Raw genomic sequence first — 14,414 nt, forward strand, 5'->3', positions numbered from 1 at the left:
TCATCTCTGTTTACGTCCATTGCTTCAGCATCGCTTCTGCGACAAGCTGGCCTGATTTTGTCACCATTGGCGTGCCGCCGCCTGGATGACTTGTTCCCCCAACAAACCAAAGTCCTTCAATGTCCTTTGACTGATTATTGATGCGAAAGAACGCCTGTTTGAACGAGTTTGAAGACATGCCATAAATGGCTCCACGATATGCCCCCGTTTTCTGCTGCAGATCGAGCGGGGTTTGAACCGCTTCATATTCGATCAGCTCATCCAAACCAAAAAGACCTTTGTCCATTAATTTGTTTTTTACATGCTGACGATATGTCTCCTTTAGCATGTCCCAATCTTGCTCTTTTGTCACATAAGGTGCATTGGCCAGTACAAACAGGTTGCTTCTTTCCGGTCCTCCGCTTAAAGCTGGTTCTGAATGACCCGAATAGCATATGTAAAGCGTCGGGTCTTGAGGCAGTTGTTTTTTCTGAAAAATATCCTTGAATTCTTGCTCATAATCCTCAGGGAAAAACACATTGTGATGAGCCAGCTGCTCATAGACTTTAGGTACACCTAATAAAAGAACAAAGCCAGACAACGACGGTTCAATACCAGCCAGTTTTTGATTTAAAAAACGAGGACGGTCTTTTTCATCTATAAGATGACGGTATACAGTCAGCGCATCTGCTCCTGCAATGACTTGATCTGCCTCATACATCTGCTGATCCGTCTCCACTCCTTTGATCCGCCGACCCTTCACATGAATCTTGTTTACTTGTTCATTGAGGTGAATCTGAACGCCTAATTCTTTTGCCAGTGTCTCAAATGCCTCAACTAAACGATACGTACCGCCTTGTATTCCATAAATCCCTTTCTCCCCTTCTAAATATGCCATCATGTTAAAAATAGCCGGCGCTTCGTAGGGAGAAGAGCCGATATAAGTGGCATACCGTCCAAACATCGCCAATGTATGGGGATGACGGAAATATTGACGCAGCAGGCGCTGAACGGATGTGAACGGTTTGACAGCGAGAAGTGCTTTCATCAGCTTTAAATCCGCCTTATCCTTCCAGCTCAATAACAAACGATTTAAAAACTGCTCCTCTGCCTTTTGAAAAAGCGTCTTTGATTCCTGTAAAAATGCGCGGTATTGCTTCGCATCTTCAGGACTGAATGCAGCAATTTGTGACTCCATTTGCTCAATATTCGGCGTAAACTCGACCGTATGGCCATCTGAAAAAATATTTTTGGTCAGCGGAGAAATCGGATAAAAGGTCACATAATCCTCCATCCGTCTATGACAGGCCGTAAACACTTCTTCAAAATATGCCTTCATTGTAATAGTACTCGGTCCTAAATCAAAAGAGTAGCCTTCCTCTTGATGGCGCTGCAATTTCCCGCCTAAAGCCGCTTCTTTTTCTAAAATGGTGACCTGAACCCCGCGTGATTGGAGACGGATCGCGGCTGATAATCCGCCAAGTCCGCCGCCGATGATGATCACTTTTTTCATTCGTACCTTCTCCCTTTCCATTCATACCCTTCTTTTTTCAGACCGATTTTCATAGAAGCAAAGCCAATGGCGATCAAGCTTAATATACTGATCGGCAATATAAAAGCCATCGCAGATGTCCGACCATTTTCAGTATCTATTGCCGCTTTAATCGACACACCCAGCCCATAGCAAAGGATCGCTAAGCATATGCTCAAAACATCCAGCTGAAACAATGCGATCATGAAACAAATGACAGGAACCAAATAAAGGAGGGTGTATAAACAAAAGACACTGCTTAACAAAGCAATGCTTCGATTCACACCTGGGAATAAATTTTTCCGGTAACCTTCCCAAACCTCCTGCCCACTCTCATACATTCTCATATACACAAATGGATGAATGCTTGCAAGTGTGAACGGAAAGCCTTTTTCCTTCACCCGTCTAGCCAAGGCCATATCATCAACTAGTGAATCCTTGATCGCTGCATGCCCGCCAATGTCGTGATAACAATTCTTTTCAATGGCAATAAAACCGCCATGTGCTGCGGCAAAAGCGGGGTTCTTAGATTTTCTTACCCATTTCACTGGCAGATGACAGCCAATGGTAAACATCATCATAGGAACCACAAGATGCTCAAAAAATGTACCTGTTTTCTGTTCTGGAAAACCTGACAGCATGCCCGTTTTTTGCATGCATAACTGCTTGTACACTGATTCAACTGCCCCTTTTTTTAACCGGACATCCGCATCTAAAAATAGCAGCCAGTCAGAAGCAGCAGCTTCCGCGAGCTGAGAACAGGCATATGATTTACCAAGCCAGCCGCGCTTTAATGGTTGACCTGACTGGACACGGATCCACGGATATCTTTCTGCAAAGCGTTCCACCATCGCTCTTGTCTGATCTGTCGAGTGATCATCAAGGACGATGAGCTCTTTCGGGTAAAGACGTTGATCAACGATCGACTGAAGACAGGCTTCGATCCGATTTTCCTCATTTCGCGCTGGAATCAGAATTGATAACGAAATCGGTTCACCCAGCGGAAAGGATGCTGGCTTTAAAACAGGAAGCTGCCTCATATTCCATATGGTGAAAATAAACTGACAGAGCAAGAGTACACTGATCACAGTTAGGAAGACCGCCATGTTTTCACCCACTTTTTAAAGGAATCAAACGCATCACTTGTTGACTGACTTGTCCTTGTCATCTGTCTAAATTCTTGATTGTTTGAAAAATCAGGATCTGCGATGACCTGTGCTTGATGTGCGTTTAACTGCGTTTCAAGCAGATCTCTGAGCAGATGCGTCACGTCCTTGCTTCGAAGTGCCCCGCCAGATACTAAGGTATCTTCCCCAAACAAAGCAGATACTGTCGGCTTTTGAAATTGATTAAATGTATAATGCAAGGTCACAGGCTTCACCACGACTTGCTCAAATTGTCTCACTAAAAATGAAGCCCCGCCCTCTAATTCAAGCGGCCGTATGTCCTGATGCATGATTTTCCCCTGTGGAAAAAGCCATACAGCCCCGCCAGCCTGCATGTTCTTTTTTGCCGTCATTAATGCTTGCTTCACACTTTTCAGATTCTCTTTCTGAACCGGAAAAGCACCAAGCTTACGAAAAAAGGCATATTGCTTCAGCTGCTTCTCTTCCATCATCATATAGTGATCGAGTTCGGACGCTTTTTCTGTTAAAAGAAAGAGGATGAGTCCATCCCACCATGAGCTATGATTGGCGAGATAAAGAACAGGCAGCTTCTCGTATGGGTCCACAGCACCTTTCATCATCACGCAGCGGAAATGTTTATGAAGTAAATACCGCTCAAGATAAAGAGAAAATATACGTCTAAACGATCGGCTTTTGTTGCTTTCTTTCAAATTGAACCCTTCCTTCACACAAAATAACAATGATCAGTGCTAAATAAAAAATAACCTCGAGCCCGCCCTTTAATGCCAGCACACCAAAAAAGAACACCATTGCCTGATAAATACGGCTCGTCCAGCTCAGAGCCTTTTGATCAATCTGAACAAGCGGGAAGAGAAAGGAAAGTCCTGCTCCAATCATACCCCAGCTCACAAAATTCTCAAAAGGAATACCATAAAAACCACCGCCGTCATACCACACCCAAAATTTCCGTTCAGCTGCTACTGGGTCTAATATGAGGTCAAGCAAGACAATCCATATCCCCGTTTCGATCGCTCGTTTCCACTTCGACTGCTGACTAGATAAAAAAAGACTGTTTAAAAATACTCCAACCCATGCAAAAGCAATGGTTAAAGGCACCCCTGCCACTAGAAAACCTAATGCCGGATAATAGTCATAAGCCCCGAAAGGAAACCCGGTTGTGATCCCAATCCATTCAACCGTAAATGTCAGCACGCCGACAATGGCTGCCCGTTTGATCACCATTCCCCATGATTCATAAATATTTCGCCCAATCTCTATCACACAGCAGGCATACAGCACAAGGAAAATGCCATTTGCAAATTGAAGCCATGCTGGCACCTCAAAAAAGACCATTAATATGAGCCCTATCAAATACCACCCAAGAAATACCCAACTCACTCTATACACGAAACCGCCCCTTTATTTCTTCCAAATTCAAGAAAGTATTCATGCTTCTAGTATAAAAAAAAAGACACGTTCTATAAATAAACAATGCGCTTCTTATTTTCATCTAGGCACTCACCAAAAATCCCTTTTGACATACTTTAATTAGTGATCTAGAACAAAGGAGGCGAATTACTCTTGAATCGTTCCATCAAAGTCAGACTGGCATTCATCGTCGTTGTCCTGCTCTTTATTCCATTTGTCGCCTGTAAAAAAGAACAAGAGCAGACCGTACAAGTAGCCGAGGTGACCCATTCGGTTTTTTATGCTCCGCTATATGTTGCCTTATCTGAGGACTTCTTCAAAGAAGAAGGGCTAGAGGTTGAATTAAAAACGACTTGGGGCGGCGATAAAACGATGACAGCTCTCTTATCCGGTGGTACAGATATTGCCCTGACCGGTTCTGAATCCTCTATCTATGTAGAGGCTCAAGACTCAAAAGACTCTGTCATCAACTTTGCACAGCTGACACAAACAGACGGTACATTTCTTGTTTCAAGGGAGAAAGTGAGCGAATTCTCTTGGGATCAATTAAAAGGAAAAGACTTTCTTGGACAGCGGAAAGGCGGCATGCCGCAAATGGTCGGTGAATATGTCCTGAAAAAGGAAGGCATTGATGTAAAAAAGGATCTCCGTATGATTCAAAATATTGATTTTGCCAACATTTCAGGTGCTTTCTCCTCTGGAACTGGCGATTTTGTGCAGTTATTCGAACCGACAGCATCCTTAATTGAAAAAGAAGGCAAAGGGTACATCACCGCCTCCTTTGGAGAGGCTTCCGGAAAGGTGCCTTATACCACCTTCATGGCAAAGAAAAGTTACTTAGAGGAAAACAAAGAGACAGCTGAAGCCTTCACTCGTGCCATTTACAAAGCGCAGAAATGGGTGGAAGCCAAGCAGCCGGAGGAGATTGCCAAAACTATTCAATCTCATTTTCCTGACACAGCACTTGATGTCTTATCAACAGCCATTAAACGCTACAAACAGCAGGAATCCTATGCAACAGACCCCCTTCTGAATGAAGAGGAATGGAACAAATTGCAGGAAATTATGAAGGAGAGCGATGAATTGCCGAAATTTATCCCGTACAAACAACTTGTCGATTCATCCATTGCAAAGAAGGTCACAGAACATAAATAGAATAGGAGGTAGCACATGTCTTTCCTTCAAATTGACCATGTGACCCACACGTACTTCTCTTTAAAAGAAAAAACAACGGCCATACAGCACATCAATATGGAGATAGACCAAGGAGAATTTATTTCATTTATTGGTCCCAGCGGGTGCGGAAAAACCACCCTGCTGTCTATCATTGCAGGAATAACGCCACCCTCTGAAGGCCGAATTTTAATCGAAGGAAAAGAACCGAATCAAAAGGAGCATCAAATCGGCTACATGCTCCAGCAGGATTATTTGTTCCCTTGGAAAACCATCAAGGAAAATATCATTCTCGGGTTGAAAATTACCAAACAAGATTCACATGAAGCCACCTCCGCCGCTCTTGGCTTACTGCCTACGCTTGGCCTTCATGATGTAGAGGAAAAATACCCGAAAGAGCTGTCAGGCGGTATGAGGCAGCGTGCGGCTCTCGCCCGAACGCTTGCAGTGAATCCCGGTCTGCTTTTACTAGACGAACCCTTTTCAGCTCTAGACTACCAAACCAAACTAACATTAGAGGATCTCGTCTTTCATACACTCAAAGACTATCAAAAAACAGCGGTCCTTGTGACACATGACATTGGCGAAGCCATTGCGATGAGTGACCGCATTTTCTTATTCTCTAAGCATCCTGGCTCGATTCAGCGGATTTTTACCGTTCCAGAGGATCTGAGGACTCTTTCTCCTTTTGAAGCAAGACAGACCCAGAGTTTCCAAGAGCTCTTTCAAACGATTTGGAAGGAGCTGAAAACCGTTGAAACACAGTGATCTTTTACATGAAGCCTATCGCAAAAAATACCGAATGGAAAAACGCATGACCAGAATCTATCAGTTCATTATTTTCGCCAGCTTCTTTTCGCTTTGGGAGCTTGCCAGTCATTTTCGTCTCATCGATCCACTGATATTTAGTTCACCATCTGCGGTCTGCCAATTGTTTGTACAAAAAATATCCGATGGGTCTTTAGTGAATCATATGAGTATTACATTATTTGAAACGGTGCTCGGATTTCTACTTGGTACCTTTTGCGGTATTTTGCTTGCTGCCGCCTTATGGTGGTCCACCCGCCTGGCAAACGTTCTTGATCCTTATTTAGTCATTTTAAATGCCATGCCAAAAGTTGCCCTCGCCCCGATTTTAATTGTTGCCCTTGGGCCTGGCATGATCAGCATCGTTGCCATGGGCGCAATCATTAGTGTGATCATTACGACGATCGTCATTTATACAGCCTTTCAAGAGGTCGATGAGAATTATTTAAAGGTGATGAAAACCTTTGGTGCGAAAAAAAGCGTCGTCTTTCGCGAGGTCATTTTGCCAGCTAGTATTCCAACGATGATTTCTGCGATCAAAGTCAATGTCGGCCTTTCTTGGGTTGGGGTTATTGTAGGGGAATTTCTTGTTTCCTCAAAAGGGCTCGGCTACATGATCATTTACGGCTTTCAAGTCTTCAACTTTACACTCGTGTTCTTAAGTCTTTTCATTATTGCCGTGTTTGCGACTATCATGTACCAGCTTGTGGAATGGCTCGAACGCCGTTTTCTTCAAAAATAAAAAAGCACAGGGAATGTCTCCCTGCGCTTTTTTTAACGAATCAAACCGTTTTTTTCTAAATAAGCAAGACTTTGTCTTAACACATCATCTTTCATAATAAAACTGAAATTCTTATTTTTTGCGATGGATCTTGGCAAGTCTGCGAAAAGAACGGGTCCTTTCGTTTCAAAATACGTGTCTTGCTTCACTAGCTTTTCAATATCAGCGAAATAAATATTCTTGACAATGACCTTTTCTCTGCCCAGTACCTGATATTGACCAATATACGTTAATTCACGAACAACAGCACCCGTCTCTTCTTGAATCTCCCGTATAGCGGCTTGGTCTGCTTCTTCATCCGGCTCAACTTTCCCTCCTGGAAACTCATAGCCCCGATCCTCATGTTCAGTGAGCAGCCACTTCCCTTGGTAGCGGCAGATGGCCCAAACATGCTTAGGATGACTTGAAAAAGGCTTCCCCTCAAAAGAGAGCTTGACCGTATTATGATAATAGTCTTTAAATACATGCATGTGAAATCCCTCATATCCTGTCCTTGCTTCTTGTAAAACATCATACCACAGATCACATTTATCTGAAGAATTTTTATCAAAAGTGAAACAAACGAGTGGTTCCAACTCGTCTGTATCTAAAATGAGGTATTGTTGCTAAAACCTTTTTATCATCTCCAACTTCACCCAATTTTAATCATGAAACCTTTTATCCCTATATGACGTAAATGAATCAGTGTTTGTCCTATGACAACGAGGAGGAAATCAGCATGAGTATAAAAAATGGGTCAAAACAAGACGCACCCCATGAGGTGATCAAGAAACACCTTCTGAAAGGGCAAAAGTTAGATTTAACAAAAGACAATCCAGCGGTCGACCAAATTCATATCGGGCTTGGCTGGGACCTGGCCGGTCAGCCAATTGATTTAGATACGCAAGTGTTTCTTTTAAATAAAGAGGACAAACTGTTGTCTCCTAAGCATCTGATCTATTATCACCAGCAGCAAAGCTTAGACGGAGCTGTTCGTCATCTTGGCGATCATCAAGTTGGCGGAGGGTATCGAGACAATGAAATGATTATTATGCAATTAAGCAGAGTCTCACCTGATATTCATAAAATTGTCGTCACAGCCACAATACATGATGCACACGAACGCCAGCATCATTTTGGACAAGTCACTAATGCCTATGTGCGCCTTACTGATCAAATCTCGCAGCAAGAGATTTGTACCTTTCAGTTAACAGAAGATTATTCGTATTGTACATCCATTATATGCGCAGAACTCACGAGAGATCAGGAGGAATGGAAAATCACTGCGACCGGGCAAGGGACTACTCTAGATTTACATGATTTATGCCGCATCTATGGATTCACATCTTGACGCAGGAAAGGAGCCGGCACCCATGGGATTTCATTTCATCACAATAGAAGAACTTACCTTACAAGCAGAAGGCAGCGGAATCTTTTTTGCCAAAAAGGGCGCAATGATTGCCGATCAAGGAAGTTTCCAATACCGCAAGCGATTACTTGGAACGAATAAAGGAAATATGGTCAGCCAAGTATTTAACCATATCAGCAGGAAATTCACAGGTGAAAACCTTGAGATGATGGAAGTGAGTGGACAAGGTACTTGCTATCTGGCTGATTCAAGCGAGCATGTAACAGTGATTAATCTTGAGCCAAGCGGTCCTTGGCAGCACGTAAGTGTAGAAAGTGAAGATTTACTTGCCTTTACTGAGGAATGCCATTACGGTGTCACACCAGTAGGCGTTGGTATTTTATCGCAGAAAGGACTGTTTACATCAAAACTCTCTTATCAAGGGCACGGAGCGCAGGTCGCCATCAAAACGAATGGAAATCCGCTCATTTTAAAAGCCCCCTGCCGCGTAGACCCTGACGCAATTGTCGCTTGGACAGGCAAAGCACCAAAGGTCAAATTAGATGTGAACTGGAAAACTTTCATTGGACAAACATCTGGTGAATCCTATTTATTTGAGTTCCAGGAACAAGATCAAATCGTCATTATCCAGCCATCTGAGCGCACATCTGGCTTACGGGTTGGATTAGATGATAATCGCTACAAGCCTCAGAGCCAAAGCTCCTCTCATGAATTCACCAATTCACAGCAAGAAAATAGAGGCGGCGGGATCACTGATCTGATCGGAGGCATTTTACAACCGCGAAAATAAAGCATGTAGAGATTCTCTACATGCTTTTTCAATTCATCAAACCATTTGTCTCAATAAAGCTCCTTGTCTCTTCATTGCCGAGCTCATAAATCATTGTGTAAATCTCTTTTCTTTTTCTATCCATTTCATCATTTGGACTATCATAATGATATTCAAGAAAAGGAACATGTGCCCGAAAGAAGCCTTTCCAATCTGTCATATACTGTTCATCGAAATAGTCTCTCAGCTGCAAAATTTGATCATCATCTGCTTCTATTTGAAATTGCCAAGCCGCTGCGTCTCTATGCTGCGATATCGATCCATCTTGTACGGATACATAGTAGGTGTGTCTCGCCATCTGAATCATCCTTTTTCCTTTAGTATGACCAGATATGAGGAAATTACGGCTTTTTGCGCAATTTATTTTTCAACATGTCCAATACATCAATAAACAACTGTGGAATGGGAACTCCAAGGGCTCTGGCTGTCGAGACGATTTGGTAAGATTCATAAATAATATAAAAGATGAGCGCTAAATCCTTAATCGTCCCATTTGTCTTCAGCATGACATCAAAGAAATGTGCCATCGATATTAAGGAGACTGTCACGATCTTTCGAACAAACCTTGTAAAAAACCGCTTCATTGTGAGCTGTCCAGTCAAAGATTCTCTTAGGCTTGAACAAATTAATTCAATAGCCATCAACGTCACTAAAATCATCAGTAAATATCCTGCTCCACCAAACAGAAAGCCCATCGCCGACAAACTCACTGTAACCAACGAAAAGATGCCTAAATCCTTGCTCACTTGGCATCAACATCCTTTCAAAGTGGAACTCCTTACCTCAATAGTATATGCAGGATTTTCGCAATAGCTTGGACGACAAAAAATAAAGGCGCTGTTATGTACGCAGGGATACGAATGAGACCAAAAAAGCCGCCCCATGAGGCGGCTTCTCTTTTTTAGACTCTAACATCAATAAATGAAGCATCTGAATCCTTTGGCTGAACAGCTTGAGGCTGCTGCTGCACTTGATCCAGCATCACCATAGCTTGTGCTGTATTCGTAGCAAGCTGTGAATTCAACAAACTAATATTGAGTGTCTTTTGAATGCTCGCTACTTGCTGACTCATCATTCCTGCAATAGAAGACATCTTCTCCCCTCCCTTCTCTTTTCTCTTCGGCTGAAAGCCCTATGATTTCAATGGGCTGTCTGTCCCGATTCCAATAAAAAAAGAATGTCGATCGATATATGACCGACATTCTTTTCCTATACGTGTATTATCCTAAATATGCTTTAAGCATCCAGTTGTGTTTTTCAATGGATTGATGAATCGCAAGCAGCATATCACCTGTTGTTTCATCGCCAACCTCTGCAGCCAGCTCCATTCCTTTCTTTAATTCCTCAGCGATATTGGAGAAATCATCATATAGATTTTTCACCATTTGCTCCGCTGATTCTTTGCCTTCTGCTTCTTGAATGCTGGAAATTTCTAAGCACTCTTTCATTGTCGCAACAGGCTGTCCATTTAAAGCAAGCATACGCTCAGCCAAATCATCAATATATGTAGCTGTTTCTGTATATAGTTCCTCAAATTTCTCATGGAGTGTAAAGAAATCTTTCCCCTTTACATACCAATGATAGTTATGTAATTTCACGTAAAGCACAGTCCAATCAGCTACTTGTTTATTGACAACGTTTAATAAATTTTCAGACATGTTTATTCCTCCTTATGTAATTGCGTTTAGTATGAGAATACCCTTTTCTTATTATACTGAAACCTGCCGTCAATTTCTTCTATTTTGACTGCATGAAATATATGTTAATATGGAAATAAGGAGGGAGTTAGATGCTGTTACTTGGGATTATCAGCTTTATCATTATCTCAATCGTTGTCTTTTTATCATTATGGACGACATCGAAGGCTTATGAATATAAGCATAAAGTCGATTCACCACAAGATACTGAACCAAACCAACGTCCTAATCCAAAATGAAACCGCTTTTAATGATGTGAGGTTTCTTCATCTTCAGAAGATGAACTCTCTTTTTTCACCTCACCTACGTGGATGTTCGTTTTCGGCATATTATGCTGCTGTTTAGCTGTCACATGGACTTGTATGATATAAAGGCCATCTTTTTTGAAGGCTGTGTGCAATTCGTATACACCTTTGTTTTCTTTCTTTGGCTGAATCATCTTGCTGTTATCCTTGTCGCCATCTTTCCACACTTCAAATTGAACATCATCTGCATCATCAACAGGCGTATCACCGTATGTGACAGCTGCTTTTACTATAACGCTTTCATTTTTCTCCACTTGCTCAGGTCCTGTAAGCTTTACTTCTAATAACTCAGGCACTTCCCCTTTTCCGCTGTTTGCTGCAGAGTTTCCACATGCACTTAATAACGTGAGCATCAGAATTATTCCCAACATTTTTCGCATCGTGCGTTTCCCCCTTCTTTTACTGACATGTCCATTTTAACAAATATCCCCTATTTTGACATCAATGATGGAATTCAAATAAAAAACCGGACATCTAAATGTCCGGTTCATCATTCTATTAACCAAATACTTTTAAAAGCTCTTCTTGATCCTGAGAAAGCCAGAAACGCATTAAACGTTTTGCTCCTTCAAGATCATGAAGCTTCGCTTGGCCGCATTGCTCTTCGTTTGCAGCAGGAATTTCAGTTACTTCAACTGCATCCTTGAATGTTGCATCAAGAAGTTCAACGATTTCTTTTGGAGTTGGTGCACCACTGACAACTAAATAGTAGCCTGTCTGGCAGCCCATTGGAGAAATATCAATGATATCAAAATGATCATATTTCTCTGAGTGTGTTCTAATATTAAACGCAAGCAAATGCTCTAATGTATGAATCGTATCAGGTTTCATCGCCTGCTTGTTGGGCTGACAAAAACGAATATCAAATTTATTTACTTCCCCATCTGATCCCACTTTATGAACGCCGCAATGACGAACGTATGGCGCTTTTACAGCATTATGATCAAGTTCAAAGCTTTCAACTGAAGGCATAATCACCACTCCTATAATTGCAATTTCCTATATTATAACATATTTCTCCGACCAGTTTAGTTTATAAAACTTTCCTTCCTTGTCCTTTTTTCTTATACTGTGGAAGACAGACAAGGAGGAACCTCTATGAAACAAATTTTTATCGGCATGATACGCTTTTATCAAAAATGTATTTCCCCTCTTACACCGCCAAGCTGCCGGTTTTATCCAACATGCTCAAACTATGGACTAGAGGCGATCAAAACGCATGGCGCGATCAAGGGCGGCTGGCTCACCATAAAACGGATTTTAAAATGTCATCCGCTTCACCCCGGCGGCATCGATCCTGTTCCGCCTAAAAAGGAAAAGTAACTTACTTTTCTTCATATCCGTTGACAACTAAGTCAAGCTTCCCTGTTCCAGGGTCAATGACAAGCCCATGTACAGGTACATCTGATGGAAGAAGCGGGTGATTTTTCACTACAGACACACTGTCCCTCACGCTCTCTTCAACTGAACTAAAGCTTTTGAGCCACTGTTTAAAATCAATTCCTGAGTATTCCAGTACTTCAATACGCTTTTCTGGAATACCACGCTCAACGGCTTTATTTAAAAGTGTCTGGCTGTCAATTTTGCTCATCCCGCAATCATGATGCCCAATGACATATACCTCGTCAGCATTTAATTCATACACAGCAACTAAAATGCTTCGCATAATACTTCCAAATGGATGAGAAACAAGCGCTCCAGCACTTTTGACAATCTTAATATCGCCATTTTTCATGTTCATTGCACGCGGAAGCAGTTCAACAAGTCTTGTATCCATACACGATAGAATGACAGCTTTTTTCTGTGGAAACTTTGTTGTTGTAAATTCTTCGTATTTCTTTTCTTCAATAAATTGTTGATTATATTCGATGATTTCATCTAAAAGTTTCATACGTTTGTCCATTCCTTTATCTTTTTTTAAAAATAAATATAGCACAATGTAAGAAATTTCGTCACGTTTTGCAGCTTATTTTTTTAGAGGAAACATCTGCTGACGAAAATTTTTTATTTTCCCCTTTTCAAATCGTAATTATTACGATACAATAACTCAGGACATTAAATCGTAATCATTTCTATCTATTAGATTGAGAGGAGACATTTACTACATGAAAAAAATCTTTTTTATTTTAACAGCTGCTTTATTCGCGATCGGCCTTGCCGCGTGCTCAAGCAGTGCGGGCACTAATGCTTCAAAAGGAAAGGCAGACGGGAAACTAATCATTTACACCACGATCTTCCCAATTCAAGATTTCACTGAAAAGATAGGCGGCTCTCACGTTCATGCTCAGAGCGTGTATCCTGCCAATGCAGATGCACACAGTTTTGAACCAAGTTCGAAAACGATGGTTGAAATGGCTGAAGGTGATGCCTTTATCTACAGCGGCACAGGGGCTGAAGCATTCGCAGACAAAACTGCTGCCACATTAAAAGACCAAGGTGTGAAAACAGTCAAAGCAGCCGAAGGCATCAAATTGTTATCGACAAATGAAGAACATGCACATGAAGAAGGCGAAGATCACGATCATGAAGGTGAAGACCACGACCATGACGGGCACGATCACGGAGATAAAGACCCTCATGCATGGTTAGACCCAGTTTATGCGCAGCAAATGGCGAAAAACATTAAAGACACACTCGTCTCATTAGATCCAGATCATAAAAAAGAATACACAAAAAACTATGAAAATCTAAAAAAAGATTTACAATCCCTAGATCAAGAATTCAAAACAACGTTATCTAAAGCCAAACATAAAGAAATTCTTGTTTCCCACGCAGCTTATGGTTATTGGGAAAAGCGCTATGGCATTGAGCAAATCAGCGTTTTAGGATTATCTGCTTCCGAAGAGCCTTCACAAAAGCAGCTCGAAAACATTGTACAAAAAGCGGAAAAGCATCACATTCAATACGTTATTTTTGAAAACAACGTCAGCAGCAAAGTATCAGATACGATCCGCAGTGAAATTGGGGCAAAAAGCTTAACCCTTAAAAATCTAGAATCCATTACTGAAGATGATGCCAAAAATGGCGAAAGCTACGTCAGCTTAATGAAACAAAACTTAAAGACCTTAAACACCGCTTTAAATGATTAATGTTTTGAACCCCGGGCTTTATCAGCCGGGGTTTTTTGCTGTAAAAAAGCACACCGTTATCAGGCGTGCTTTTTTGATTACATTTGATATTTTTTCTTAAACAGCTCGGCTCTTCCGCCTTTTTCTCCGAATTTTTGGCGTCCTGTATAAAAAGGATGCGTATCAGAGCTTGTTTCTACTTTAATGACAGGATACGTTTTCCCATCTTCCCACTCTACTGTCTCATTTGATGTCTTTGTTGATTTACTCAAGAAGCGGTAACCGCTGTTTACGTCCATAAATACAACTTCATGTGAGGTTGGATGAATATCTCTTTTCAA

21 protein-coding genes are annotated in these 14,414 nt (G+C 41.6%); 8 read left to right on the forward strand and 13 right to left on the reverse strand.

What is annotated here, in order from left to right; translation table 11 throughout:
* Nucleotides 1-10: 10 nt before the first annotated feature.
* Genes NST59_RS13950 through NST59_RS13965 form a run of 4 tightly spaced genes read right to left on the reverse strand, consistent with a single transcriptional unit; the run spans nt 11 to nt 4,044 of the window.
* Entirely contained in the window at nt 11-1,492 is a 1,482-nt protein-coding gene (locus NST59_RS13950; RefSeq protein WP_341040769.1) for a phytoene desaturase family protein, read from the reverse strand.
* A complete protein-coding gene (locus NST59_RS13955) occupies nt 1,489-2,616 on the reverse strand; it encodes a glycosyltransferase (RefSeq protein WP_144494645.1) in 1,128 nt (375 codons plus the stop codon). The genes NST59_RS13950 and NST59_RS13955 overlap by 4 nt, the downstream gene beginning before the upstream one ends.
* Nucleotides 2,601-3,347: a lysophospholipid acyltransferase family protein gene (locus NST59_RS13960; protein ID WP_144516158.1), complete on the reverse strand. Its 747-nt coding sequence runs from the start codon at nt 3,345-3,347 to the stop codon at nt 2,601-2,603. Before NST59_RS13960 ends, NST59_RS13955 begins: the two co-directional genes overlap by 16 nt.
* The gene (locus NST59_RS13965) at nt 3,316-4,044 is read right to left on the reverse strand and encodes a carotenoid biosynthesis protein (RefSeq protein ID WP_064497786.1); all 729 of its coding nucleotides are present in this window, start codon (nt 4,042-4,044) and stop codon (nt 3,316-3,318) included. Before NST59_RS13965 ends, NST59_RS13960 begins: the two co-directional genes overlap by 32 nt.
* Before the next feature lie 174 nt (nt 4,045-4,218).
* Between NST59_RS13965 and NST59_RS13970 the strand changes: the two genes are divergently transcribed.
* The 3 genes from NST59_RS13970 to NST59_RS13980 are packed head-to-tail and all read left to right on the forward strand — an operon-like array spanning nt 4,219 to nt 6,787.
* Nucleotides 4,219-5,220: an ABC transporter substrate-binding protein gene (locus tag NST59_RS13970; RefSeq protein WP_228280382.1), complete on the forward strand. Its 1,002-nt coding sequence runs from the start codon at nt 4,219-4,221 to the stop codon at nt 5,218-5,220.
* Nucleotides 5,221-5,235: 15 nt separating this feature from the next.
* Nucleotides 5,236-6,006, forward strand: coding sequence for an ABC transporter ATP-binding protein (locus NST59_RS13975; protein WP_341040778.1), 771 nt, complete (start codon nt 5,236-5,238; stop codon nt 6,004-6,006).
* 34 nt (nt 6,007-6,040) lie between these two features.
* On the forward strand, nt 6,041-6,787 hold the full coding sequence (locus NST59_RS13980) for an ABC transporter permease (protein ID WP_369810477.1): 747 nt from the start codon (nt 6,041-6,043) through the stop codon (nt 6,785-6,787).
* A 32-nt stretch (nt 6,788-6,819) separates the two neighbouring features.
* On the opposite strand, the gene ytkD is transcribed toward NST59_RS13980, so the two are convergent.
* Nucleotides 6,820-7,296: an RNA deprotection pyrophosphohydrolase gene (gene ytkD / locus NST59_RS13985; protein WP_039180876.1), complete on the reverse strand. Its 477-nt coding sequence runs from the start codon at nt 7,294-7,296 to the stop codon at nt 6,820-6,822.
* 248 nt (nt 7,297-7,544) lie between these two features.
* Here ytkD and NST59_RS13990 point away from each other — a divergent pair, with 248 nt between their 5' ends.
* Both NST59_RS13990 and NST59_RS13995 read left to right on the forward strand, forming a co-directional pair.
* Nucleotides 7,545-8,156 (forward strand): TerD family protein, encoded by a 612-nt coding sequence (locus NST59_RS13990; protein WP_058838183.1) that lies wholly within the window; start codon nt 7,545-7,547, stop codon nt 8,154-8,156.
* A gap of 22 nt (nt 8,157-8,178) precedes the next feature.
* Entirely contained in the window at nt 8,179-8,964 is a 786-nt protein-coding gene (locus NST59_RS13995) for an AIM24 family protein (RefSeq protein WP_039180879.1), read from the forward strand.
* A 28-nt stretch (nt 8,965-8,992) separates the two neighbouring features.
* Here NST59_RS13995 and NST59_RS14000 read toward each other — a convergent pair whose 3' ends face one another.
* The 4 genes from NST59_RS14000 to NST59_RS14015 form a co-directional block, all read right to left on the reverse strand.
* Nucleotides 8,993-9,301 (reverse strand): hypothetical protein, encoded by a 309-nt coding sequence (locus NST59_RS14000; RefSeq protein ID WP_024425787.1) that lies wholly within the window; start codon nt 9,299-9,301, stop codon nt 8,993-8,995.
* Between the two features lie 43 nt (nt 9,302-9,344).
* A complete protein-coding gene (locus NST59_RS14005; protein ID WP_058838182.1) occupies nt 9,345-9,749 on the reverse strand; it encodes a phage holin family protein in 405 nt (134 codons plus the stop codon).
* 155 nt (nt 9,750-9,904) lie between these two features.
* Nucleotides 9,905-10,096 (reverse strand): hypothetical protein, encoded by a 192-nt coding sequence (locus NST59_RS14010; RefSeq protein WP_024424925.1) that lies wholly within the window; start codon nt 10,094-10,096, stop codon nt 9,905-9,907.
* A 127-nt stretch (nt 10,097-10,223) separates the two neighbouring features.
* Nucleotides 10,224-10,661, reverse strand: coding sequence for a Dps family protein (locus tag NST59_RS14015; protein WP_039180885.1), 438 nt, complete (start codon nt 10,659-10,661; stop codon nt 10,224-10,226).
* 131 nt (nt 10,662-10,792) lie between these two features.
* Here NST59_RS14015 and ytzI point away from each other — a divergent pair, with 131 nt between their 5' ends.
* Entirely contained in the window at nt 10,793-10,939 is a 147-nt protein-coding gene (gene ytzI / locus NST59_RS14020) for a YtzI protein (RefSeq protein WP_059375225.1), read from the forward strand.
* An 8-nt stretch (nt 10,940-10,947) separates the two neighbouring features.
* On the opposite strand, the gene NST59_RS14025 is transcribed toward ytzI, so the two are convergent.
* Together NST59_RS14025 and NST59_RS14030 are read right to left on the reverse strand one after the other, a co-directional pair.
* Nucleotides 10,948-11,385 (reverse strand): FixH family protein, encoded by a 438-nt coding sequence (locus NST59_RS14025; RefSeq protein ID WP_126681436.1) that lies wholly within the window; start codon nt 11,383-11,385, stop codon nt 10,948-10,950.
* A 118-nt stretch (nt 11,386-11,503) separates the two neighbouring features.
* Nucleotides 11,504-11,977, reverse strand: coding sequence for an S-ribosylhomocysteine lyase (locus NST59_RS14030; protein WP_003217624.1), 474 nt, complete (start codon nt 11,975-11,977; stop codon nt 11,504-11,506).
* Nucleotides 11,978-12,103: 126 nt separating this feature from the next.
* On the opposite strand from NST59_RS14030, the gene yidD reads away from it, so the two are divergent.
* On the forward strand, nt 12,104-12,328 hold the full coding sequence (gene yidD / locus NST59_RS14035; protein WP_041107381.1) for a membrane protein insertion efficiency factor YidD: 225 nt from the start codon (nt 12,104-12,106) through the stop codon (nt 12,326-12,328).
* Between the two features lies 1 nt (nt 12,329).
* Here the strand turns inward: yidD and NST59_RS14040 are convergent, their stop codons facing one another.
* Nucleotides 12,330-12,896, reverse strand: coding sequence for a beta-class carbonic anhydrase (locus tag NST59_RS14040; RefSeq protein WP_064497904.1), 567 nt, complete (start codon nt 12,894-12,896; stop codon nt 12,330-12,332).
* Nucleotides 12,897-13,110: 214 nt separating this feature from the next.
* On the opposite strand from NST59_RS14040, the gene NST59_RS14045 reads away from it, so the two are divergent.
* Nucleotides 13,111-14,094, forward strand: coding sequence for a metal ABC transporter solute-binding protein, Zn/Mn family (locus tag NST59_RS14045; RefSeq protein ID WP_047203536.1), 984 nt, complete (start codon nt 13,111-13,113; stop codon nt 14,092-14,094).
* Nucleotides 14,095-14,171: 77 nt separating this feature from the next.
* Here NST59_RS14045 and NST59_RS14050 read toward each other — a convergent pair whose 3' ends face one another.
* Nucleotides 14,172-14,414, reverse strand: a complete 243-nt coding sequence (locus NST59_RS14050) for a type B 50S ribosomal protein L31 (RefSeq protein WP_034665302.1) — start codon at nt 14,412-14,414, stop codon at nt 14,172-14,174.

Origin of the sequence: Bacillus sp. FSL R5-0439 (genome assembly GCF_038008805.1) — a bacterium.
GTDB lineage: Bacteria > Bacillota > Bacilli > Bacillales > Bacillaceae > Bacillus > Bacillus safensis.